This window comes from Halovibrio variabilis (genome assembly GCF_007991175.1).
In the GTDB taxonomy this organism is placed as follows: domain Bacteria; phylum Pseudomonadota; class Gammaproteobacteria; order Pseudomonadales; family Halomonadaceae; genus Vreelandella; species Vreelandella variabilis.
The window spans coordinates 1-20877 of the sequence record NZ_BJXV01000024.1 but is presented as its reverse complement, the minus strand read 5'-3'; the positions used below and the strand labels follow the sequence as shown (position 1 = coordinate 20877).

The 20877-nt window shown below is 55.3% G+C and carries 21 protein-coding genes; 9 read left to right on the top strand and 12 right to left on the bottom strand.

Going from position 1 to position 20877, the window contains the following annotated elements; translation table 11 throughout:
• Nucleotides 1–35 precede the first annotated feature (35 nt).
• The 6 genes from HVA01_RS16230 to HVA01_RS16205 all read right to left on the bottom strand — a co-directional run bounded on the left by HVA01_RS16230 (nt 36) and on the right by HVA01_RS16205 (nt 5129).
• Nucleotides 36–803 carry a transporter substrate-binding domain-containing protein gene (locus HVA01_RS16230; protein WP_146876454.1) on the bottom strand — a complete coding sequence of 256 codons (768 nt, stop codon included), beginning with the start codon at nt 801–803 and terminating at the stop codon, nt 36–38.
• A 191-nt stretch (nt 804–994) separates the two neighbouring features.
• Complete coding sequence (locus HVA01_RS16225) at nt 995–1726, bottom strand: ABC transporter permease (protein ID WP_146876453.1); 732 nt, start codon at nt 1724–1726, stop codon at nt 995–997.
• Nucleotides 1726–2430 (bottom strand): ABC transporter permease, encoded by a 705-nt coding sequence (locus HVA01_RS16220; protein WP_146876452.1) that lies wholly within the window; start codon nt 2428–2430, stop codon nt 1726–1728. Before HVA01_RS16220 ends, HVA01_RS16225 begins: the two co-directional genes overlap by 1 nt.
• Nucleotides 2431–2445: 15 nt before the next feature.
• Nucleotides 2446–3216: an ABC transporter ATP-binding protein gene (locus HVA01_RS16215; RefSeq protein WP_146876451.1), complete on the bottom strand. Its 771-nt coding sequence runs from the start codon at nt 3214–3216 to the stop codon at nt 2446–2448.
• Between the two features lie 230 nt (nt 3217–3446).
• Nucleotides 3447–4424 carry a succinylglutamate desuccinylase gene (locus tag HVA01_RS16210; protein WP_146876450.1) on the bottom strand — a complete coding sequence of 326 codons (978 nt, stop codon included), beginning with the start codon at nt 4422–4424 and terminating at the stop codon, nt 3447–3449.
• 264 nt (nt 4425–4688) lie between these two features.
• A complete protein-coding gene (locus HVA01_RS16205) occupies nt 4689–5129 on the bottom strand; it encodes a hemerythrin domain-containing protein (protein WP_146876449.1) in 441 nt (146 codons plus the stop codon).
• A gap of 196 nt (nt 5130–5325) precedes the next feature.
• Here HVA01_RS16205 and wrbA point away from each other — a divergent pair, with 196 nt between their 5' ends.
• The gene (wrbA, locus tag HVA01_RS16200; RefSeq protein WP_146876448.1) at nt 5326–5925 is read left to right on the top strand and encodes an NAD(P)H:quinone oxidoreductase; all 600 of its coding nucleotides are present in this window, start codon (nt 5326–5328) and stop codon (nt 5923–5925) included.
• 100 nt (nt 5926–6025) lie between these two features.
• On the opposite strand, the gene HVA01_RS16195 is transcribed toward wrbA, so the two are convergent.
• Complete coding sequence (locus tag HVA01_RS16195; protein WP_146876447.1) at nt 6026–7099, bottom strand: tartrate dehydrogenase; 1074 nt, start codon at nt 7097–7099, stop codon at nt 6026–6028.
• 156 nt (nt 7100–7255) lie between these two features.
• Between HVA01_RS16195 and HVA01_RS16190 the strand changes: the two genes are divergently transcribed.
• Nucleotides 7256–8179 carry a LysR family transcriptional regulator gene (locus tag HVA01_RS16190; RefSeq protein WP_146876446.1) on the top strand — a complete coding sequence of 308 codons (924 nt, stop codon included), beginning with the start codon at nt 7256–7258 and terminating at the stop codon, nt 8177–8179.
• 4 nt (nt 8180–8183) lie between these two features.
• Here the strand turns inward: HVA01_RS16190 and HVA01_RS16185 are convergent, their stop codons facing one another.
• Nucleotides 8184–8720: a lipocalin family protein gene (locus HVA01_RS16185; RefSeq protein WP_146876445.1), complete on the bottom strand. Its 537-nt coding sequence runs from the start codon at nt 8718–8720 to the stop codon at nt 8184–8186.
• Nucleotides 8721–8866: 146 nt separating this feature from the next.
• Between HVA01_RS16185 and HVA01_RS16180 the strand changes: the two genes are divergently transcribed.
• A complete protein-coding gene (locus HVA01_RS16180; RefSeq protein WP_146876444.1) occupies nt 8867–9295 on the top strand; it encodes a secondary thiamine-phosphate synthase enzyme YjbQ in 429 nt (142 codons plus the stop codon).
• Nucleotides 9296–9368: 73 nt separating this feature from the next.
• Here the strand turns inward: HVA01_RS16180 and HVA01_RS16175 are convergent, their stop codons facing one another.
• Together HVA01_RS16175 and HVA01_RS16170 are read right to left on the bottom strand one after the other, a co-directional pair.
• Nucleotides 9369–10307, bottom strand: coding sequence for an ABC transporter substrate-binding protein (locus HVA01_RS16175; protein WP_146876443.1), 939 nt, complete (start codon nt 10305–10307; stop codon nt 9369–9371).
• A 57-nt stretch (nt 10308–10364) separates the two neighbouring features.
• Nucleotides 10365–11537: a TauD/TfdA family dioxygenase gene (locus tag HVA01_RS16170; RefSeq protein WP_146876442.1), complete on the bottom strand. Its 1173-nt coding sequence runs from the start codon at nt 11535–11537 to the stop codon at nt 10365–10367.
• 131 nt (nt 11538–11668) lie between these two features.
• Between HVA01_RS16170 and HVA01_RS16165 the strand changes: the two genes are divergently transcribed.
• The 5 genes from HVA01_RS16165 (at nt 11669) to HVA01_RS16145 (ending at nt 15570) form a co-directional block, all read left to right on the top strand.
• Complete coding sequence (locus HVA01_RS16165; RefSeq protein WP_146876441.1) at nt 11669–12532, top strand: LysR substrate-binding domain-containing protein; 864 nt, start codon at nt 11669–11671, stop codon at nt 12530–12532.
• A gap of 105 nt (nt 12533–12637) precedes the next feature.
• Entirely contained in the window at nt 12638–14095 is a 1458-nt protein-coding gene (locus tag HVA01_RS16160) for an alanine/glycine:cation symporter family protein (RefSeq protein ID WP_146876440.1), read from the top strand.
• A 37-nt stretch (nt 14096–14132) separates the two neighbouring features.
• The gene (locus HVA01_RS16155) at nt 14133–14432 is read left to right on the top strand and encodes an MGMT family protein (RefSeq protein WP_146876439.1); all 300 of its coding nucleotides are present in this window, start codon (nt 14133–14135) and stop codon (nt 14430–14432) included.
• 133 nt (nt 14433–14565) lie between these two features.
• The gene (locus tag HVA01_RS16150; protein WP_146876438.1) at nt 14566–15102 is read left to right on the top strand and encodes an Hsp20/alpha crystallin family protein; all 537 of its coding nucleotides are present in this window, start codon (nt 14566–14568) and stop codon (nt 15100–15102) included.
• 69 nt (nt 15103–15171) lie between these two features.
• Nucleotides 15172–15570 (top strand): hypothetical protein, encoded by a 399-nt coding sequence (locus tag HVA01_RS16145; protein WP_146876437.1) that lies wholly within the window; start codon nt 15172–15174, stop codon nt 15568–15570.
• Nucleotides 15571–15772: 202 nt separating this feature from the next.
• Here HVA01_RS16145 and HVA01_RS16140 read toward each other — a convergent pair whose 3' ends face one another.
• Together HVA01_RS16140 and HVA01_RS16135 are read right to left on the bottom strand one after the other, a co-directional pair.
• Nucleotides 15773–17341, bottom strand: coding sequence for a bifunctional GNAT family N-acetyltransferase/carbon-nitrogen hydrolase family protein (locus HVA01_RS16140; protein ID WP_146876436.1), 1569 nt, complete (start codon nt 17339–17341; stop codon nt 15773–15775).
• A gap of 42 nt (nt 17342–17383) precedes the next feature.
• Nucleotides 17384–18298, bottom strand: a complete 915-nt coding sequence (locus tag HVA01_RS16135) for a DMT family transporter (RefSeq protein WP_146876435.1) — start codon at nt 18296–18298, stop codon at nt 17384–17386.
• A gap of 159 nt (nt 18299–18457) precedes the next feature.
• Here HVA01_RS16135 and HVA01_RS16130 point away from each other — a divergent pair, with 159 nt between their 5' ends.
• Entirely contained in the window at nt 18458–20479 is a 2022-nt protein-coding gene (locus tag HVA01_RS16130; protein WP_146876434.1) for an NADPH-dependent 2,4-dienoyl-CoA reductase, read from the top strand.
• The last annotated feature ends 398 nt before the right edge of the window (nt 20480–20877 follow it).

Sequence of the window (20877 nt, the reverse complement as noted above, 5' to 3'; positions counted from 1 at the left end):
GTCGGGGGGATAGACATTAAGGCTTGCTTTGACGCTTACTCTTCTCCACCAAAATAACGGTTGTAGATTTCGTCGTAAGTACCGTCTTCTTGCACTTCAGCCAGGGCTTCGTTGAACTGCTCGGCTAGCGCTTCATCGCGTTGACGAAAGGCGATACCAAAGCCATCGCCGAAATATTCTTTAGGTTCGGTGAGCATCTCGCCGACAACAACGTAGTCGCCTTCTTCGCTATCCAGCAGCGTGGACTTACCGACCGGGTAGTCGAGGAACAAGATGTCCAAACGCTCGGATTCCATGTCCAGCACCATGTCATCGGCGGTAGAGTAGCGGTTGATGTCGGCGACATCGCCGTACATGTCGGTGACGTAGTTATCCTGCAGGGTACCGCGCTGAACGCCAATGGTCATGCCAGCGAGTGATTCTTCATTGGTTGCGTCAATGTCGGTGCCTTCAGGGGCAAACCAAGCGGACGGCGGAGTGATGTAGGGGTCAGAGAACAGGACTTGCTCGCGACGGTCATCATTGATGGTCATTGAGGACATAATAGCGTCGTATTTGCGCGCCATGAGACCAGGGATAATGCCGTCCCAGCCTTGTACTACCCATTCACATTCAACGCCGATACGCTCGCAGAGGGCGTTGCCCAGGTCGATATCAAAGCCGGTCAGCTCGCCATCCGGCGTGCGATATTCCATCGGCTCGTAAGGTACATCAACCCCAATACGTATTTGGTCTTCTTGCGCCTGGGCGGCGCTTGCGGCAATGGCTAAGCCCAGCAGTGAGACAGACAGCAGTTTTTTCATTATGTAGCTCCTTGGAAGCAGAGTTCATCTAAGCAACGTTCATCTAAGCAACCACCGCGTAAAGATGGCGTTGCCTATACGGCGTTGAACACGTTAATCACAGGTTGCTTTGCAATGTCCATTATTAACTTATCCTAACTCGGCGTTGACGAAAAGCGCTTGATGATGGATGAACCAACGTTTGTTTTACACTAGGAGGTCTGCGGCTGTAGATGTGCAAGCAGCTTTTTCTCTAGATAACGAAAGAAATACAGAATGGTGAAGGTTAAACACAGGTATATCGCCGCCACAAACAAGAATGCTTCAAAAGGCGCATAGTAACGGGCATACACAAAGCGCGCCGCGCCGGTCAGATCCATAATTGTCACCACGCTGGCAATAGCGCTGGCGTGTAGCATGAAAATGACTTCGTTGCCGTAGGCCGGAAGGGCGCGCCGAAAAGCGCTGGGGATAATAATGCGCCGCATGGTCTGCCGAGGCGACATACCATAGGCACGCGCCGCTTCAATTTCACCTTTCGAGGTAGACTTAATCGCGCCGCGAAAAATCTCGGTCGTATAGGCGGCGGTGTTGAGGGTAAATGCAATGAGAGCGGGAACGAACGGCTTTTCAAGTATCACCCATAGCCAAGTCTCTTGGATACCGTCCACGAACACCACGCCGTAATAAATCAGGTAGAGCTGGATGAGCAGCGGGGTGCCACGAAAGACATAGGTGTAGACAAAAATAGGCCACTTAATCCAGCCGTGTTTTGAACCACGCCCAATGGCAAGGGGAACCGCAGCGATTAAGCCGATGACCAGCGATAAAAATACCAGTTGTACCGTGGTGGTCAGCCCATCGCCATAGTAGGAAAGCGTTTGCAGCGTGAAAATACTGTTCTCGGCAAGCTGATTTTCGAGCCATGTCATGAAAGCGGTCATTAATCAGCCTCCGCATAGCCAATGTCGTAGCGTTTTTGCAGACGAGCAAAGATCCACTCCGAAACGCTGGCGATGAGCAGATAGATAAGGGCGACAATAATCATGAAAGTGAAAGGTTCACGCGTCGCTTTAGAGGCTTCTGAGGCAACGCGCACCATGTCAGAAAGCCCGATTACCGAGACCAGCGCTGTGGTTTTGAGCAATACCATCCAGTTGTTGGAAAGTCCGGGTAACGCATGGCGCATCATCTGCGGAAAGCGGATGCGCCGAAAAACCAGCCCATCGCTCATGCCGTAGGCTTTACCTGCTTCGATTTGCCCATTGTCGACCGCCATAAAAGCGCCGCGAAAGGTCTCCCCCATATAGGCCCCGAAGATCAGCCCAATGGTGACAACGCCAGCTACGAACGCATTGATATTGACAAAAATATCGATATCGAACGAGTAATAGAGCCAGTCGGTGATCATGTTGACGCCAATTTGGCCGCCGAAAAAAAACAGCATCATCAACACCAGGTCGGGCACGCCGCGAATAAGTGTGGTGTAAAGCGTGGCAAGACGATGCGCGAACCAACTCCGCGACATCTTTGCACTGGCGGTCAGTAACCCCAAAATAATCGCTAAAATCAGCGACAGCACCGCTAATTGGATGGTGACACCTGCCCCTTCGATCAGCCGGGGGCCATAACCTTGCAAATCAATCATGGTAAGCCTCGCAGATCAGTATTTGGGAGCCAGGAATTGTTGCAGGCGCGGTGATTGCGGATTACCCAGTACGTCAGCTGGGGGACCCGCTTCTTCCTCTAAGCCCTGGTGGAGATAAATCACTTGGCTGGACACATCCCGGGCAAAGCTCATTTCGTGGGTAACCACGACCATGGTACGCCCTTCTTCGGCCAGGCCGTGCATAACCTTGAGCACGTCGCCGACCAGTTCAGGGTCGAGTGCCGAGGTGGGCTCGTCAAATAGCATCACCTCTGGGTCCATCGCCAGCGCACGGGCAATAGCGCCGCGCTGCTGCTGGCCGCCCGACATTTGTGCCGGGTAGGCGTTGGCGCGGGCGGATAAGCCAACGCGATCGAGTAGCGCGTGGGCGTGTTCGAGCGCCTCTTTTTTGGGTTTTTTCAACACATGGATCGGCGCTTCGATAATGTTTTCCAGCAGCGTCATGTGGGCCCACAGGTTAAAGCTTTGGAATACCATGGAAAGCTTGGCGCGCATTTGCACTACCTGCTTCCAATCTTCCGGCTCGCGACCATGCTTAGTGGTTTTAAAGCGGACAGGCTCGCCATGAACAATGAGTTCGCCATCGTCCGGCTGCTCAAGCAGGTTCATACAGCGTAAAAAGGTACTTTTACCCGACCCAGAGGCGCCAATTAGGGTAATGACATCGCCTTTTTGGGCTGTCAGTGAAAGACCTTTCAAAACTTCCGTATCGCCAAAGCGCTTTTTGATATTACGCACTTCAAGGGGAATAGGCGTAGCGGCCATAACATTGGCTCCAGTACAGAGTTGCCGCAGCAACAGGTGGGTTGGATGCGGCTGGCGCGAAAAAGGGGCGATTCTATCAGGCTGGACGCATTATGCGCGCCTTCCTTATAACATTATGCACTCGACGTTGGTCGTATGGTCGCCAGGTGGTTTGTTTATTATCGCCTCATCGTTATTGTTGTCTTCGCTGTGAATGATCTGGCAACAGAGAAAGAGTTCGAACGGGGGGCTTATGCGACAGGCGCTACTAGTAGCGCTGCGCGGGCACCTACTTCAACGTTGGCGTTGGGAAAAACAACGTAAAGAGGCGTATCGGCCACTCGAAAATCGCCCGCTTCACCATCTTGCGCCAGCAGCGTGCCTGGCTCAAAGCGGCTGAAATTGGCGGTGTCTTCGGCAAAACACAGCTGGAAGTCAGTTGATTGACGAATTAACTCGTGTTGAACCTGAAAAAATGGCATTGGCGCGGTTGGCTGATTGGCCGGGGAGCGCCCTTCACTAAGCGCCGTGAGCAGGGCGCGCATGGGTTTGAGTGAGGCCATATTGTTGTGGCCAAAAGCCGCTACGCGGCCCAGCTCAAAGGTGAATGCCTGGGCGGCGTGATAGTGCTTGCTGTAGTGGGAGAACGTCCAACTGTGCTGGTGTTGGTGCAGCACTGCCTGCATATCGGCGGCGGCTAGCCAGCCCCATTGCGTCGCTTCGGTGGCTGTTTCGGAAAACGGCGCCACTACAAAACGTGGGTAATGGCTATCCCGAATCGCGGTATGCAGGTCGTAGTGCAATTTGGGTAGCCCTGAATGACGAGCATAAAAGTCATCCACAGTGGTCATTAATTCCCGGGCGCGATCAGGCTCTTCGCCCTTGGCGTCGAGCTCACGGTTAAACAGTCGATTTAAATTGGTGGTAATAAAACGCTGCTGAGCTTTAAGGGCCGGTAAGTTACCCAAAATCACCAGCACGGGAGCGCCTAGTGTGACAGCGCCTGCTTCCAAGCCGCTTAACCACTCGCCCAGTAATTCCACCGGTGCGGTTTCATTGCCGTGAATGGCGGCAGAAAAAATGCACGCGTGGGCATCTGGGCTTGCAGCGTTGGGCGTGAGCTCCAAAATGCCAGGTGCATGCAAATGGTAAGTACCGCTTGCGAAAGCGCCTTTACGGCAGGCGGGGAGTTGCCCGTCCAGCGACCAGTCGAGCCATTGGCCTAGCATTATCAGTTCCTTAGCAGCTGTTTTTCAGTATCGTTGTTAGTAGGTCTTGTCAGTAGGTAACTGGGCCCAGCATCGCCACGCTTGGCATGTGACACAAGCGTAGAGGTCGTTGGCGTGAAAAACCCCAGCGTATTCATGAAAAGTATCGTCATGAAAACTATCCACATGAATACGCTGGGGTACCTTGGACGTGGCTCTACCCATTGCTGGCAAAAAAAAGCGCCCATGCCGAGACATGAGCGCTTAGTTGGTAAGCTTATCAGCTTAAGCGGAACGCTGGCGCTGCATTTCTTCCTGGTATTCGCTAGCCAGGGTGGTTTTTTGCTTATCCTGGAGCCCGCGCCCCGCCAGTTGGAAAACCTCGTGCTCTTCTTCGTCAAGGTGGTGAATCACCAAGTGCTGTAGCTGCTTAGCATGGGTTAGCCAATGGGTGGCGCTGTAATCGGTATCATCCAACCGTTCGATTAGCTCGTCGATTTCATGGTGCTCGGCAATGCTATGGCGGGCCTTTTCTTGGGTAAGGTCGACATCCATCATCGGTACGTAAAGCGCGCGTTCTTCAGCGTTGGCGTGGTATTTGAGTTCGGCGCGCACTTGTTGGTAGAGGGCACTGCGCTCGTCGCTATCCCCATGGGTTTCAACTAAGCGGGCGAGAAGGTCGCGCTGAATATCGTGGTCCTTGCGAAGGGCTTCAAATATTGTCATGCCGGTCTCCTAGTGCACGTTTGAGAGAGGTTTAAGAAAGCTAGCGTTGGATGGCAGAAAGCGCAAGGCAGCGTCTATCGATGAAATCGACGCTGGCGGTCGAAAACATTCGCTTTTTTCTATCATGAGGTGCGTTATGTTATCCGCATAACCGCTTTTTTGGGCATGCGCCCATCGCATAGAAAAGGAGATAGCTATGACAAAGGTACTGGTACTTTACTATTCCATGTATGGTCATATTGATACGATGGCTCACGCCGTAGCGGAAGGGGCAAAAGGTGTTGACGGCGTCGAGGTGACGGTGAAACGTGTGCCGGAAACCATGCCGGAAGACGCGTTTAAAAACGCAGGCGGTAAGCAGGATTACGATACGCCGGAAGCGACACCGCAAGAACTTGCCGATTACGATGCAATTATTTTTGGTACGCCGACCCGCTTTGGTAATATGGCGGGTCAAATGCGTACCTTCTTCGATCAAACCGGTGGGCTATGGGCGAACGGTTCTCTGCGTGGCAAAGTGGCCAGTGTGTTTACCTCTACCGGTACCGGCGGTGGCGATGAAATGACTATTACGTCTACTTGGACCACACTGGCCCACCACGGCATGATCATTGTGCCCATTGGTTACGGCCTTGAAGAGCAGTTTGATATTTCCAAAGTTAGCGGTGGCACACCTTACGGTGCCGCCACCATTGCAGGTGGTGACGGTTCACGCCAACCCGACGAACGCGAGCTGAAAATCGCCCGCTTCCAGGGTGAGTTAGTGGCCCAAACGGCGGCCAAGCTGACCCGTTAATTTGTTCTAGCCAGCAATGCAAAAGCCTCGCCGGATAGTTCCGGCGAGGCTTTTTTGTGGCTTAACGTTAATAGCTAAAAATCAAACGATCCAGCTAATGTCATTTTGCTAGCTGCTGCGCAATGGCTCTGCCTAAACTTTCCGTTGTGCCTTGACCGCCTACATCGCGGGTAAGCACATTAGCGTCTCCTTCACTTAATACTTCTTCAATGGCCGTCACCATCGCATCACCGGCGGCTTTATAGCCGAGGTGTTCGAGCATCATCGCGCCTGACCAAATCTGACCGATGGGGTTGGCAATGCCTTTGCCCGCGATATCCGGCGCGCTGCCGTGTACCGGTTCAAACAGACTGGGGAAATGGCCTTCCGGGTTAATGTTAGCCGAAGGGGCAATGCCGATAGTGCCAGTACAGGCGGGGCCGAGATCAGAAAGAATATCGCCGAACAGGTTGCTGCCTACCACCACGTCAAACCAATCCGGGTGGAGAACGAAGTTGGCGGTGAGAATATCGATATGGAATTTATCCACCGCGATCTCAGGGTAGCCCTTCGCCATCTCGACCACGCGCTCATCCCAGTAGGGCATAGTGATGGAGATGCCGTTGGACTTGGTGGCAGAGGTAAGTTTTTTACGCGGGCGGGTTTGGGCCAGCTCGAAGGCGTACTTCAGTACCCGGTCAACGCCGGTGCGGGTCATGACCGTGTCTTGAATGACCACTTCACGGTCGGTGCCTTCAAACATCTTGCCGCCAACGCTTGAGTACTCGCCTTCGGTGTTCTCCCGCACCACGTAAAAATCGATATCGCCGGGTTCGCGACCCGCCAGCGGGCTTTTAATGCCGGGCATGAGTTTGCAGGGGCGCAGGTTGATGTATTGATCAAAGCGGCGACGAAACTGCAGCAACGAGCCCCATAGGGAAATATGGTCGGGCACTTTGTCGGGCCAGCCCACCGCGCCATAAAACAATGCATCGAACCCTTTTAACTGCTCGAACCAATCATCCGGCAGCATTTTGCCGTGCTCCAGATAGTAGTCGCAGCTACCAAACTCAAAGGTGGTGAACTCAAGGTCAATATTAAACCGCTTGGCGGTGGCCTCAAGCGCGCGGATGCCTTCGGGCATCACTTCGGTGCCGATGCCGTCACCGGCGATAATGGCGATACGGTGAGTCATATTGGTTCCTTATCTTGTTAGTTGCTTAGCTTGTTTGTGAGTCGTGAGTCGTAAATAGTAAATAGTGAATAGATTGTAACGGCTATTTTGACGGGGATAATCAGGCTACTATTCAAGTTATTGTTGCGTGAAAGTGCAGAATAGATGAGGAGAGGCATGGCGCACCTGGATGATTTGGCGTTTTTTCAGCATTTAGCGCGGGCGGGGAGTTTGACAGCCACCGCCCGTGAGCTGGGACTGTCGCTCTCAGCGGTGAGTAAGCGGCTAAAACAGTTGGAGGCACGCCTGGGAGTAGCGCTAGCGGCGCGCACCACACGGCGTTTAACGTTGACCGCGGAGGGCGAGCGCTACTTCGCACGTGGCACGTTGATTTTGGACGAGCTGGAAGAGTTGGAGAATGCGTTAGGCGAACGCGCTAATCAAGCGCTTAGCGGGCGCTTGCGCGTTAATGCTACCTTTGGTTTTGGCCGCCGTCATATTGCACCGCTGCTATCGCGCTTTTGCGCTGAACACCCTCAGGTGGAAGGGTGGTTAGAGCTAACCAATTTTCCGCTCAATCTGAGCGACCACGGCTTTGACATTGGCATTCGCGTGGGGGAGCCACCGGAATCGCGCCTCGTTGCGCGGCATATTTTGGCTAACCGACGCGTGCTGTGTGCATCACCTTCGTATGCCTCTCAAGCGCCTGACCTTCAAACACCGGCAGATTTGCAGCGGCATGAGTGTTTAGTTATTCGGGAGAACGACTCTGATTTTCCGCTATGGCGCTTTGAGCGCAGCGACCGGCCAACTCAGGCGCAGTCGGTCAAAGTTGGCGGCCGATTGGCCAGCAACGATGGCGAAGTGATTACCCGCCTGGCGTTGGATGGCCACGGCGTAATGCTGCGCTCTTGGTGGGACGTTAACGAACACCTTGCTAGCGGTGCGTTAGTTGAACTGCTGCCTGGTTGGCAGGGCGTGCGGGCAGATTTTTACGCCGTGTTTGAGCAACGCCGCCATGTGCCCGCCCGGCTACGCGCCTTTATTGACTATGTTCAGCGTGAGATGGCCGGGAGAGTGTCGGCACTGCCCGAGGGTTAATGGCTTACTGGCCGGGGCACTCCTTGCCCTGAGCGACATCGATCAACTCATCGGTAGGGAAATCCAGCTCGGCTGCCCGCTGGCGTAGGCGGTTTTCAGTGGCGCTATCCATTTCTGGTGTACGCGACAGAATCCACAGATAGTCGCGGTTTGGGCCAGCCACTAACGCCCACTGGTAGTCATCATCCAGCTCAAGCACGTTGTAGCCACCGTAAAAGGGGCCGAAAAAGCTGACTTTTAAACGCCCAACGCTCTCGTCGTCAATAAAATAGGCACGCCCTTCGGCTTCATCCCACGCTTGCTCTTCCCGGTTGTAGCCACGGTTGATAACGCGCACGCCGTCGTCATCGCGCAGGCTGTAAGTGGCCGTCACGCAATCAAGGCCGCGTTCAAAGGAGTGGTCTAGGCGGGCAATTTCGAACCACTGGCCCAGGTAGCGGTCTAGCTCAAAACCTGAGACTGGCTGCGTGCCCTCCGGAATGCCAGTGCAGCCGGTGAGTAGGGCCATGCTAACGATGCTGCTTCCTAGCAGTGTTTTCATTAACGCGTTCCTTGGCGATGAACTATGAACTATGAACTATGGGCGATGGGCTATTGTAAGTGCTATGGGTAGCTATTTGACATACAAAAAGAGCACGCTGGTGATGAAGAAGTGCCTCTGTTTATATAACAAATAAAGGAGTATTTATGTGGTGCCAACAAGAGATCCACCTGCCCGAGCTGGCGCGCGGATTTCATCTGATTACCTGTGACGTGATCCGTGCGTTGCCCTGCTTGGGCGACTGCGCCATGGGGATGCTACATTTACAGTTGATGCATACGTCCGCCTCGTTAACGCTCAACGAAAACACCGACCCAGACGTATGCCACGATTTAGATGCTTTTCTGCGTCGACTGGTGCCCGAAGATTTGGCCTATTTCCGGCACACCCTGGAAGGCCCTGATGACATGCCTGCCCATGTGGTGGCCAGCCTAATGGGTACTCAGCTTACCCTGGCGGTACGCGACGGACGCCTAGCGCTGGGAACCTGGCAGGGCATATGGTTCGGCGAGCATCGCAACCAAGCGGGGCCGCGGCGGCTGCTGGCAACGCTGAGCGGGTCTGACGCAGGCTGAGGTTAGGCCATCACTTCAATAAAGCATAACCCAGCTTAACGGTGGGATATAGGCGCTTAGTTGGCGCTATAGGTTAGTCACTGAGCCGCGCTTCAATGACCGGCCAAGCGGGGGCGCCGTCGGTGGTGGTGACATCGGCCAACATTGCTTCAATGCGCTCTGGGTGGTTATTGATCCACTGCTCGGCGACGTCATCAAGGTCTTGCTCTTCCTGACCAAACGCTTGGATCATCCAGCTCTGCTCTTCAGCCGAGAAGGTGAACTGCTCAAAGAACGTCACTACATTGGGGTGAGCGTCGGCATAGCCGCTGCGCAGTAGTGTCAGCACATCGCTTTCGCCGTTATTCTCACCGAACAGATCTTTAGAGTCTTCCAGGTAGCGCATGGGCAGTTCAAGGTTCATCCAGTGGGGCGTCCAGCCGACCCAGATAATCGGTTCCTCACGGGATATGGCATCACGCGCAGCGGAAAGCATGGCCACTTCACTGGTATCAACGACCTGCCAGTCACCTAAACCCCAGGTGTCGTTATCAATGGCATTGTGGAGAATCTCGCTAGCGGCGGAGCCTGCCCCAAAGCCATAAATTTTACCGTCGAACTGATCACGGTTTTCATCTAAATCGGCAAAGCTTTGAATGCCGCTTTCATACAGGTATTCCGGCACCGCCAGGGTCATTTGCGCGCCGTCTACGTTGTTGGCGACATCCACCAGCACACCCGACTCTTTGCGGGGATTAAACATTTCCCGCTGGGCGGGTAGCCAGGCGCCCAGGAAGGCGTCGATATCGCCGCTTTCAATACCTTGGTAGATCACCTGTAGGCCGATTGCCTGAATGCTGGTCTGGTAGCCCAGTGGATTCAATAACTGCTCGGCAATAGCGGTTTTAACCGTAATGCCGGGCCAGGCAGGCACGCCAAAATCGAGCGTTTGATCATCGGCTTGGGCCACCGAGACGAAGAGTGCGGTGGTGGCGAGGGCAATGCCTGAAGCGAGAGGTTTGAGGTGTGTCATACGATCTCCTTGCTAGATGTTATTTTCAGTCAGGGTGCTGCTATCAAGCACCGGTTTTTAACGGTGACGAGCGAGTACGCGAAGGCGTGAAGCTAGCATATCGCGGTCTAAATAAGTGCCTTGTAAATGGCGTGCACCGCTGTTGGGGTCAAACTCGCGGCGGCCGTGGAGCACCCGGCGGTTGTCAAAAGCGACCATCTGCCCGGGGCGAAGGGTGAACTCTAGCTGGTGTGCTTCGCTGTGAAATAGCTTCCAGAGTAGGGCGTAGGCGCTGTACCAAGCGTCCATCTGCTCCATGGGGATCTGTAAGGCATCGCGAATCCAGTTGTTCAACCGTGCTTCAACCAGATTGCCGTCGGCATCAAGTGAAATGACCGGCGCACGGGTGGCGATATCGTGGGTTTCGTCCTGAAAGCGAAAGTCGATAGGCGTCTCGCTAAGAATCGCCAGCGCTTCTGGGGACTGCTGGCGCAGGGCCTCAACCACCCGCGCGCCATCGGCAAATAGTGATTCACCGCCGCTGGCTTCATTCTGTAGGCAGTAGAGCAGTTGAATGTCGGGCGGATGCCGCCAGTTGGGCAAATCAATGTGTAGCGGCAAACCCACCGCGGTATAAGCGGCATTATTGGGGTTAGGTTTAGAGCGCACATCGAAGCGGGCGCCAAAATTGGTGGCACGCTGAGGGCCAATACGTTCTGCCAAGCGGCTGACTTCTTCTTCTACCAGCGGCCCATCCGTGATCAGTGCCAAACCGTCGCGTAGCATGGCGGTAAGCCAGGCTTTCTCGCCCGCGGGTGTTAAAAAGTCTGCATGGCGGACACGCTCGGGAGCGAAATTATCCTCCCAGGGTTGGGCGTTGGGGACTGGTGAGACCAGGGGCGCCTGTGGACGGCGCTGGTAAAGCCAGCCGCTATGAAAGTCACTGACGTGGTCATCCTGCCAGTGAAGGTGTAAATGCCCATCCAGCAGCGTGACGCTGGGTGGCGCAGTGATCGCTTCAAGCGGCAGGTAGAGCCTTTCGCGGGTCTGCGGATGGCGACAGGCGGGGCAGGCGCAGTGGTCACGCAGCCAAAGCAGCGGCAGGGTGGTTTGTTCGCCGTCTTGCCATTGCAGTGCCACGCCCTGGTGAGTCAGCGTCGCTTGTACGAGTGACGGGCCTGATGGGTAAGGCGTTAATTCGCCCATTTCAGGGGCATGAGCCTGAGGTGTGGTTTGTAAAGCGCTGTTCATGAAAACTCCAATTCGCTCCCCTAGAAGCTGGGGTTGTGCGTAAGTGCTATCCAGAATGGGGAGTAGCCGCGCCGGTGACAAACGATTAATCTGACCCCTAAGACATCGTTTTACTTATAGGTCACTTTTTCATGAGCCGGTTGCCGCCCCTTTTATGGCTACAAGCCTTTGAATCCGCCGCACGGACGTTAAGTTTTACCGCCGCTGGCAATGAGCTGGGTGTTACCCAAGCGGCGATTAGTCAGCGTGTCCGGCTATTGGAAGACCGTGTGGGGCAAAAACTCTTTGTGCGGCATGCGCGTAGCTTAACCCTCACCCCCGCCGGGCAAGCGTGGCTGCCTAGTATTCACGATGCGTTCGTGCGTATTAGTGAAGGTACCTTGGAAGTCTTTGGCAGCACGCTTGAGCAGCCGGTGACACTGCGTACGACGCCGGTGATTCAGCAGTCGTGGCTGGCGCCGCGTTTGATTGCCTTTCATCGTGCCCACCCACAGGTGGCGATTCGCGTGGTAAGCGCTATCTGGCCGGATGACTTTGGTCCCGAAGGGGCCGATATTGAAATTCGTTACGGCAAAGGGGAGTGGACAGGGGTCGAAATGCAGCCGCTGGGTGCCGAGCAACTGCTGCCGGTTTGTTCGCCTGCGTTGGCTGAAAAGCTGATCACACCCGCCGATCTTGCCGGGCATACCCTGCTTCACGCTGCAGGGTTTGGCGTCGGTTGGCCTGGCTGGCTGCAGGAAGCGGGCATGGCGCACCTGGAAGCGCAGTGCCGGTCACTCACCTGCGATAATCAGGTAATGACGTTGGCATTAGCCAGCCAGGGCGGCGGCATCGCGCTTACCCACCGGCGTTTGTTGGAACAGCGCATGGACCTGGTGGCACCTTTTGCGCTCAGTGCACTGAGCGATGAGCGCTTCTGGCTGGTGCGTCCCAGTCGCCGTCATGTCAGCGATGAGACGGAGCGTGTGTGGCAGTGGCTGATCGGCTCACTTTGAACAGTGGTCATTTCTGCCTTTAAGTAATTTTGCCAATTTTCTTGCCATTTTGGTGCAGCCGTGAAGAATGATGCGCCTTCAATGGTTTAAAAAGGCGTGATTTTCATGGACTTTACTCTTCCTTCGCTACTGACCTCGTTGGTGGATCGTGGCAACGATCTGCTTTGGGGTAGTGTGCTGATTTATCTGTTAATTGGCGCTGGGCTTTATTTTACGGTGATGACCCGCGGCATTCAGCTGCGTTATTTCGGCCATATGTTTAAGCTGCTGCGTAATTCGCGTGAATCGAATGGCGGCATATCGTCATTTCAGGCGCTTTCCACCAGCTTGGCGGCGCGTGTTGGCACTGGCAACCTGGCGGGCGTGGCCGTGGCGATCTATTTTGGCGGGCCCGGGGCGATTTTTTGGATGTGGATGACCGCTATCGTGGGGATGGCGACCAGCTTTGTAGAATCGACGCTGGCCCAGGCGTATAAAACCGACCATGGCGACAACACCTTTCGTGGCGGTCCGGCTCGTTACATTGAGCGTGGCCTGGGCCTACGCTGGCTGGCCGTGCTGTTTTCGATTTGTTTGATTATTGCCTTTGGGTTGGCGTTTAACAGCGTGCAGGCCAACTCCATCGCCCAGGCCATGGAGCAGGCCTTTGCCATTCCCACCTGGGCCATGGGGTTAGTCTTGATGGCCGTGGTGGCGCCGATCATCTTTGGTGGTTTGAAGTCGATTGCCAAGGTGGCCGAGCTTGTTGTACCGCTGATGGCGCTGCTTTACCTGGTGCTGGCGCTGGTCGTGGTTGGCTTAAATGTTAGCGAGTTGCCTGCCGCCATCATGACCATCGTGCGCAGTGCGTTTGGTCTTGAGCAGGCGGCCGGTGGCGCAATGGGTTACGCGGTTTCTCAGGCGATTATGAACGGCATTCAGCGCGGGCTATTTTCTAACGAAGCGGGCATGGGCTCAGCGCCGAATGCGGCGGCAACCGCCACGACGCGGCCCAACCATCCCGCTGCCCAAGGCTTTATTCAGATGCTTGGGGTGTTTCTGGACACGCTGGTGATCTGCACGGCCACGGCGGCCATCATCATTATGGCGGGGCCGGAGCTAATGGCGGGCGATGAGAACAACGGTATTCAGTTGACGCAGATGGCGCTCTCCAGCCATGTGGGCGACTGGGGCGGTATGTTTATCGCGGTGGCCATTCTGCTGTTTGCGTTTACGTCGGTGATTGCCAACTACTCCTACGGCGAGTCCAATATCGAGTACTTAGCCGGGCGCCGGGCCCCCGTGGCCGTGTTTGTTTATCGCTTAGCGGTGCTGGCGATGGTGATGGTGGGCTCGGTAGCAAGCCTGGGGGCGATATGGAGCTTTGCCGACCTCTCCATGGGCATGATGGCGATCATTAACCTGGTCGCTATTTTAATGCTGTCGCCGGTGGCATTCTCACTCTTTCGCGATTACGAAACGCAGTTGAAGGCGGGCAAAGAGCCGGTTTTCGACCCCAGCCGTTTCCCCAAGTTGGTCAACAAGGTTGATCCAAAAGCGTGGCCTGCTATTACTAATAAATAGTAATCAACAGTAATCCTGCGTATATGGAGAAACGCCGATGCCTCGGCCTGAATTACTCGAACAGATCTACACGATTGTCGATCAGATTCCGCCGGGGCGGGTGACCACCTATGGCCGCATTGCCGCCATGACCGAGGGCGCCACCCCGCGCATGGTGGGCTCAGCGATGCGCCACCTGCCGGACGGCCATCAACTGCCCTGGCATCGCTTGATTGCTGCGTCGTTGAAGCTTGCCGACCACGGTGGCGCCGAGCGCCAACAGCGCAAATTACGCGATGAGGGCGTGCTGTTTGATGCCAAAGGCCGTGTGCCCGCGCACCTCGTTTGGCCTGATTGAGCTTTTAACAGCCTCTTTGCCGCTTGCGCGTGCGTTTTCATTTTTCCTCCTTGATAACCCACCAGTGGTTTACCACACTGTTATTGCAGTTGCTCAATACATGGATTTTGACAGGAAAAGGAGGCGTTAAAGAATGAATACGCACAAGCTTTATCCTGGGAACTGGCTCAGGAACGAGGAAAGCGATAACCGCTCAGGCTCCACGCCTGTGACATCCAGCGGTGGCGAGGTGTCGCCGTTGCTGGGTATTCACCAGGAACTTGATCGCTGGATGGACAGGATGATGGGCCAGTTCGGCATGCCATCGTCTGTAGCTGGGGAAACCCCCAGTCTGTTGCGACCCAGTGTGGATATCGCTGAACGTGACAAAGAATACGTGATCAGCGTTGAAGTGCCGGGTGTCGACGAAAAAGATATCAAGCTGAACCTTGAAAACGATCAATTGATCATCGAAGGTGAAAAGCGCGAGGAAGAAAAAGAAAAATCCGAGGAAGGACGGTACAAGCGCGTCGAGCGTTTATACGGTAATTTCCGTCGGGTGCTGAATCTTCCTGCGGATGCTCAAACGGAAGATATCCAAGCGTCTTTCAACAACGGCGTGCTTACCGTGACCGTTCCCCGCGATGCCGAAGCGGCACCGAAACGTCAGGAAATACCTATTAAGCGCTGACCCTGTTTTAGGCACCTTGGCACAAGGTGCCTATCTTGTTGCAGTCGACTAGTGAAGAAGGAACTGAGCATGAACGATGAACGCAACATCAACGATACTGCCGAACAACGTGAACGCGACGTTCGTCAACAACTCGAAGATAAGGCAAAGGGCAAGAAATATAAGGATGAAGTGATGTTGGGTACTCAAATGGAAGGCACTATCGATGACCATCTAGATCGTGGTGTTATCCTTACCCCAGCCCAGCATGCTGGCATGATCATTCGAGATAATCTGAATGCCTCGGTATCTGTGGATGCAGAAACGAAAGCTGGAACCGCTGGTTTCGAAGCTGGAGAGGCAGGCCTGGATCCCGCCTATTTCGGTTCTTTTCTGGATGAAAAGCAACGCCAACGCTTTGTCGAAAAATACCTGATCGGCGAAGAAAACCGTGCGGCCGATATCCAGGGAGAACGGGAAGAAGAATAGTAGCGTCTGTACCAGTGAGAAAAGCCAGTGAGAAAAGATGGATCGCCCCTAAAAAAGTAGGCACCTTTTCATGGAGAAGGTGTTATGAGATTGAGGTAAATGCTGGGACAACTAACGCCGGGTGGTATCACACCCAGCGCCCATACCGCTTCTAATTAACGTAAGTGTCTACTCATTCAGGGGCGCTCCGGCTTTTCACCATTCACTCCTCCAGATTAGCCCCTGATTTCCACGACCAGTCGCGCCAGCGCAGGTCAAACAGGTCCTTGCGGCGGTCTTTCAGGTTGGTCACTGAGCCTTCGGCACGGACTACCGTTAGGCGGGTGAGGTCCAAATCCGAGAAGAAAATCATCTCGGTGTTGGGCGTGGTTTCCGCTAGCACCGCATCGTGGGGGAAGGCGAAGTCAGAGGGCGAGAACACCGCTGACTGAGCGTACTGGATATCCAGGTTTTCAATCGAAGGCAAGTTGCCGACGCTGCCGCAAAGCACCACGTAGCACTCGTTCTCTATCGCCCGTGCTTGGCTACAGTGGCGCACCCGCAGGTAACCGTTTTTGGTGTCGGTCCAGAAGGGCACAAACAGAATGTCCATGTCCTGGTCGGCCAGCAGGCGTCCAAGTTCCGGGAACTCCACGTCGTAGCAGATCAGAATGCCCACGCGGCCTGCGTCGGTATCAAAAACCTGCAGCTCATCGCCGCCTTCAATTACCCAGTCGCGGCGCTCTTGAGGCGTAATGTGCAGCTTGGCCTGGCGCTCAACGCTGCCATCGCGATGGAACAGGTAGGCGATATTGTAGAGTCGGTCATCTTCACCGACTTCGATCATCGAGCCGCCCACAATGTTAATGTTGTACGAAACCGCCATGCGCGACAGTTCGATTTTAAAGCGCTCGGTGAAACCCGCCAAAAAGCGGATCGCGCCCATTTGATCCTGCTGGGCGGCGCGGTCTTGTAGACCCATCAACGGCGCGTTAAACAGCTCTGGGAAAACGGCAAAGTCACTCTGATAATCGGACAGCGCATCGACGAAGTATTCGATCTGCTGAAGGGCTGCCTCGACCGAGGAAAACTCACGCATCTGCCACTGCACTGCGCCGACGCGTACTTGGGTAGGGCGGGTATCGAGTACGCTGGCGGCTGGCTCAAACAGAATGTTATTCCACTCAAGCAAGGTGGCGTAGCCGCGCGACTGCTCGTCTTCGGGCAGGTACTTGCGCAGTAGGCGCTTTACTTGGAAGTCGTTTGCCTGCTGAAACGACAGAATCGGATCGTAGATCTCTTTGCGCGAGACTTTATCAATGTATTGGGCAGGCGTGAGTTCGTCGGCGTACTGGTGATACTCGGGAATACGCCCACCGGCAAGAATGGCCCGCAGGTTCATCGAGCGGCACAGCTCTTTGCGCGCTTCGTAAAGGCGACGGCCCAAGCGATAGCCCCGGTAGTCAGGATGAATCAGCACATCCAGCCCGTACATGGCGTCGCCATCCGCATCATTGAGGATGGTTTCGCGATGGCCGATCAGGTCATCGTACTTATGCGGGTTGGAAAACTCGTCATAGTCGACCCGCACGGTGAGCGCAACGCCCACCAAAAGGCCATCGTCTTCGATGGCGATTTGACCGTCGGGAAATTCATGGATCAGCTTGTCGATCGTAAGCTTGGGCCATGACCCACCGAGATCGTGATAGACCGCGTCCATTAACGTCTTGAGCTGATCGTAGTCATCGCTCGTTAGGTTGCGCAGATTAAGGTGCAGTTCTTCCAGGGACATATAAGGGCTTCCCAGCGTCAGAAGTAAACAATTATTCTACCATTAACGGATGCTGCTCGGCTTATCTGCGCTTAAATCGCGCGTAAAAGGCCGCGTCAACGTTTGCGCCATGATCACGCCCGCGAGAATCAGCAGCCCGCCAACAAAGTGGAACCCCGCCACTTGTTCGGCTAAAAATGCCATCGCAATTAGCGCGCTAAACAGCGGCATCAAGTTGATAAAAATACTCGATTGGTTGGCGCCGATCTGCCGCACCGCGCGCATCCATAAAAAGGTAGTGATAATGGATGCCGGAATACCTGCGTAGACAATCAGCCCGATATTCTGCCCATCGATAGGTGTCATTGGCCCGATCAAATAAGGCGGCAGTAGAATCAGTACGGCAAAACAGACCTGGGCGTAGAGCATCACCCAGGGCGGTAAGTTCATCGACCAGCGCTTGAGCATCACGCCATACAGCGCGTAGCAAGTAGCGGCGACCACCATAAGCGCATCACCAAAGGCGACCTGAAGCTGTAGTAGCGAGAGCGGGTTACCGCGCCCGAGTAGCACCGTAACGCCTGCAAACGCTAGCACACCACCCAATATGCCACCTAGCGATGGCGGCTCGCGCAAAATCAGCGCGCTAAGCAGCACCGTTAGCAGCGGCACCATGGCGGCGAGAATGCCCATATTGGTAGCGGTTGTCGTCTCTGCGGCCACATAGGCCAGCCCTTGCCATAGCCCCATACCGAGCAAGCCCAACACCGCGAGCTTTGGCCATTGGCGGCGAATTTCATCGCGGTGGCGCAGCGCGGCAGGCAGCACAAAGGGCGTCATCACGGCCAACGCTAACAACCAGCGTAGAAACGCAATACTGCTAGGGGCGATGGCGCCTACGCTAAGCTGATTAATGGTCATATTGCCCGACCAGATAAGCACGGTAGCGAGCGGCGGCAAAAAATACATCAAGGGCATAGCAACGGTTCCTTATCGTTAGCCGGGTAATGTGACGCGGATTTATGCGCTGGGCAAGCGGTTGGCAAAATATTGAGGGCTATACGTGCTGCTCAGGATGTCATACGCTTGTTTGAATATGTGTTAACGCTGCTACAAATAATAGCCAGGAGACCCGTGATGACCTCTGCGCCCGCTTATCCGCATCTTTTCCGACCGCTGACCATTGGCCATTTAACGTTGCCTAACCGCGTTTTGATGGGCTCGATGCACACCAATTTGGAAGAAGCCTCCAACGGCTTTGAACGCTTAGCGGCGTTTTATGCCGAACGGGCGGCGCAGGGGGTTAGCCTGATCGTGACCGGCGGTATTGCCCCCAATGCGGAAGGCGCCGTCTTTCAGGGTGCCCATGCGCTCGTTGATGACACGCAGTTGCCCGAGCATCGCCTGGTGGTTGACGCCGTGCACGCCGAGGGCGGTCACCTGTGTATGCAGATTCTTCACGCCGGGCGTTATGCCTACTCGCCGGATTTGGTGGCGCCTTCGGCCATTCAGGCGCCGATTAATCCCTTTATGCCGCGGGCACTCGCTAGCGACGAGGTTGAGCCGCAAATTGCCGACTATGTTCGCTGTGCCAAGCTTGCTCAACAGGCGGGATATGATGGCGTAGAGATCATGGGGTCAGAAGGCTACCTGATCAATCAGTTTATCTGCCAGCGCACCAACCAGCGCGACGATGAGTGGGGCGGGGCGTTTGAGAACCGAATGCGCTTTGCGGTCGAGATTGTGCGCCGGGTTCGCGCGGCGGTGGGCGAGCGTTTTGTGATTATCTTCCGCCTCTCGATGATTGACCTGGTCGAAGAGGGCAGCACCTGGGAGGAAGTCGTCGCGCTAGGCCAGGCGATCGAAGCCGCCGGGGCGAACGTGATCAATACCGGCATCGGCTGGCACGAAGCGCGGGTGCCCACCATCGTGACCAGCGTACCCCGCGCTGCCTTTACTGAAGTAACTCACCGCATTAAATCAGCACTATCCATCCCGCTCATCACCACCAACCGCATCAATATGCCTGAGGTGGCCGAGCGCGTTCTGGCGGCGGGCCATGCGGATATGGTCTCTATGGCGCGCCCCTTTCTGGCCGACCCGGCTTGGGTGCGTAAAGCCGAAGAGGGCTTGGCGGACGAGATCAATACCTGCATCGCCTGTAACCAGGCCTGCCTGGATCACACCTTTGCTGGCAAGCTGACGTCTTGCTTGGTTAATCCCCGCGCTTGCCACGAAACTGAGCTAGTCGTAGAGCCCGCCCAAACGCCCAAATGGGTGGCCGTGGTGGGCGGCGGCCCGGCCGGGCTGGCAACCGCGGTGACTGCGGCCAGCCGAGGGCATAATGTGGTGCTGTTTGAACGGCGCAGTGAACTTGGCGGGCAGTTTAACTATGCGCGTAAGATTCCCGGCAAAGAGGAGTTCAACGAAACCCTGCGCTACTACCGGGTGATGCTGGAGAAATATGCCGTCGAGGTGCGCTTAAACACGACGGCAACCGCAGAAGCGCTCGCTGATTTCGACGAGGTGGTCATGGCCACCGGGGTAAAACCCCGCGAGCTAAGCCTGCCCGGCCACGATCACAACAAGGTGCTGAGCTACGCCGAGGCGATTGAATCCCCAGAGCGCGTTGGGCGTAACGTAGCGGTCATTGGCGCGGGGGGCATTGGCTTTGATGTGTCTGAATTGCTGGCGCACCAAGGACACCCGGCATTGGACATCGCCGATTGGTGTGATGAGTGGGGCGTTGATTTAGCCGTGGGTGAACGGGGCGGCCTAAAAGTGCCGACACCGCCCGTGGTTCCCCGCGAGATTGTCATGCTGCAGCGTAAAACCTCCAAGCCCGGCAAGTATCTGGGTAAAACCACCGGCTGGGTACATCGCGCATCGCTTAAGCAGCGCGGGGTTAAAACCCTCACCGGCTGCGAATACCTCAAAATCGACGACGAGGGGCTGCATATTCGCCGCGAGGGCGTCGACCAAATATTGGCGGTAGATAGCGTGGTGGTTTGTGCCGGGCAGGTGTCAGTGCGTGATCTGCTGGCGCCACTGGAGCACACGCGGGCGGCAGTACATATTATTGGCGGCGCCGACGAAGCCAGCGAGCTGGACGCCAAACGCGCCATTGAGCAGGGCACCCGATTGGCCGCGAGCTTGTAAAGAAAGAGTATAAGGGCAGGTGGATAAGTAAGTGCTTAAAAGCGTGGATGACGCAGGCTATCGCGCATTATTAATAGGGGGGCGAAAGGTGCTGCAAGCATCTCTTTATTCTTTATCTCAGCAGGCTTATAGCCCTTGTGGGAGCAATTGTGGGAGGCCGATTTATCGGGCGAAGGGTGCTGTAAGCACCCCTTAGTTTCATCATGCTGGTAACCTGAACATTCGCGAGCTAAAGCTCCCTCCCACAAGTGGCTATCAGCACTAGTGCAGGGTTCAGGTATAGCACCATTGTGGGAGGGCGATTTATCGTTGGTTCGACACTTCGACGAAGGGTGCCGAAGGTACCCCTTAGGTTAGGCTGGCTTGGTGCCCACATCTTCGCGAGCTAAAGCTCCCTT

Bases quoted from the DNA above. Each gene is read 5' to 3' on its own strand.
- HVA01_RS16225 (WP_146876453.1), bottom strand. From the start codon at position 1,726: ATGACCGCTTTCATGACATGGCTCGAAAATCAGCTTGCCGAGAACAGT.
- HVA01_RS16140 (WP_146876436.1), bottom strand. From the start codon at position 17,341: ATGTCCCTGGAAGAACTGCACCTTAATCTGCGCAACCTAACGAGCGAT.
- HVA01_RS16190 (WP_146876446.1), top strand. From the start codon at position 7,256: ATGGCGCACCTGGATGATTTGGCGTTTTTTCAGCATTTAGCGCGGGCG.
- HVA01_RS16220 (WP_146876452.1), bottom strand. From the start codon at position 2,430: ATGATTGATTTGCAAGGTTATGGCCCCCGGCTGATCGAAGGGGCAGGT.
- HVA01_RS16165 (WP_146876441.1), top strand. From the start codon at position 11,669: ATGAGCCGGTTGCCGCCCCTTTTATGGCTACAAGCCTTTGAATCCGCC.
- HVA01_RS16195 (WP_146876447.1), bottom strand. From the start codon at position 7,099: ATGACTCACCGTATCGCCATTATCGCCGGTGACGGCATCGGCACCGAA.
- HVA01_RS16230 (WP_146876454.1), bottom strand. From the start codon at position 803: ATGAAAAAACTGCTGTCTGTCTCACTGCTGGGCTTAGCCATTGCCGCA.
- HVA01_RS16155 (WP_146876439.1), top strand. From the start codon at position 14,133: ATGCCTCGGCCTGAATTACTCGAACAGATCTACACGATTGTCGATCAG.
- HVA01_RS16175 (WP_146876443.1), bottom strand. From the start codon at position 10,307: ATGACACACCTCAAACCTCTCGCTTCAGGCATTGCCCTCGCCACCACC.
- wrbA (WP_146876448.1), top strand. From the start codon at position 5,326: ATGACAAAGGTACTGGTACTTTACTATTCCATGTATGGTCATATTGAT.
- HVA01_RS16170 (WP_146876442.1), bottom strand. From the start codon at position 11,537: ATGAACAGCGCTTTACAAACCACACCTCAGGCTCATGCCCCTGAAATG.
- HVA01_RS16215 (WP_146876451.1), bottom strand. From the start codon at position 3,216: ATGGCCGCTACGCCTATTCCCCTTGAAGTGCGTAATATCAAAAAGCGC.
- HVA01_RS16130 (WP_146876434.1), top strand. From the start codon at position 18,458: ATGACCTCTGCGCCCGCTTATCCGCATCTTTTCCGACCGCTGACCATT.
- HVA01_RS16185 (WP_146876445.1), bottom strand. From the start codon at position 8,720: ATGAAAACACTGCTAGGAAGCAGCATCGTTAGCATGGCCCTACTCACC.
- HVA01_RS16205 (WP_146876449.1), bottom strand. From the start codon at position 5,129: ATGACAATATTTGAAGCCCTTCGCAAGGACCACGATATTCAGCGCGAC.
- HVA01_RS16150 (WP_146876438.1), top strand. From the start codon at position 14,566: ATGAATACGCACAAGCTTTATCCTGGGAACTGGCTCAGGAACGAGGAA.
- HVA01_RS16210 (WP_146876450.1), bottom strand. From the start codon at position 4,424: ATGCTAGGCCAATGGCTCGACTGGTCGCTGGACGGGCAACTCCCCGCC.
- HVA01_RS16135 (WP_146876435.1), bottom strand. From the start codon at position 18,298: ATGCCCTTGATGTATTTTTTGCCGCCGCTCGCTACCGTGCTTATCTGG.
- HVA01_RS16145 (WP_146876437.1), top strand. From the start codon at position 15,172: ATGAACGATGAACGCAACATCAACGATACTGCCGAACAACGTGAACGC.
- HVA01_RS16160 (WP_146876440.1), top strand. From the start codon at position 12,638: ATGGACTTTACTCTTCCTTCGCTACTGACCTCGTTGGTGGATCGTGGC.
- HVA01_RS16180 (WP_146876444.1), top strand. From the start codon at position 8,867: ATGTGGTGCCAACAAGAGATCCACCTGCCCGAGCTGGCGCGCGGATTT.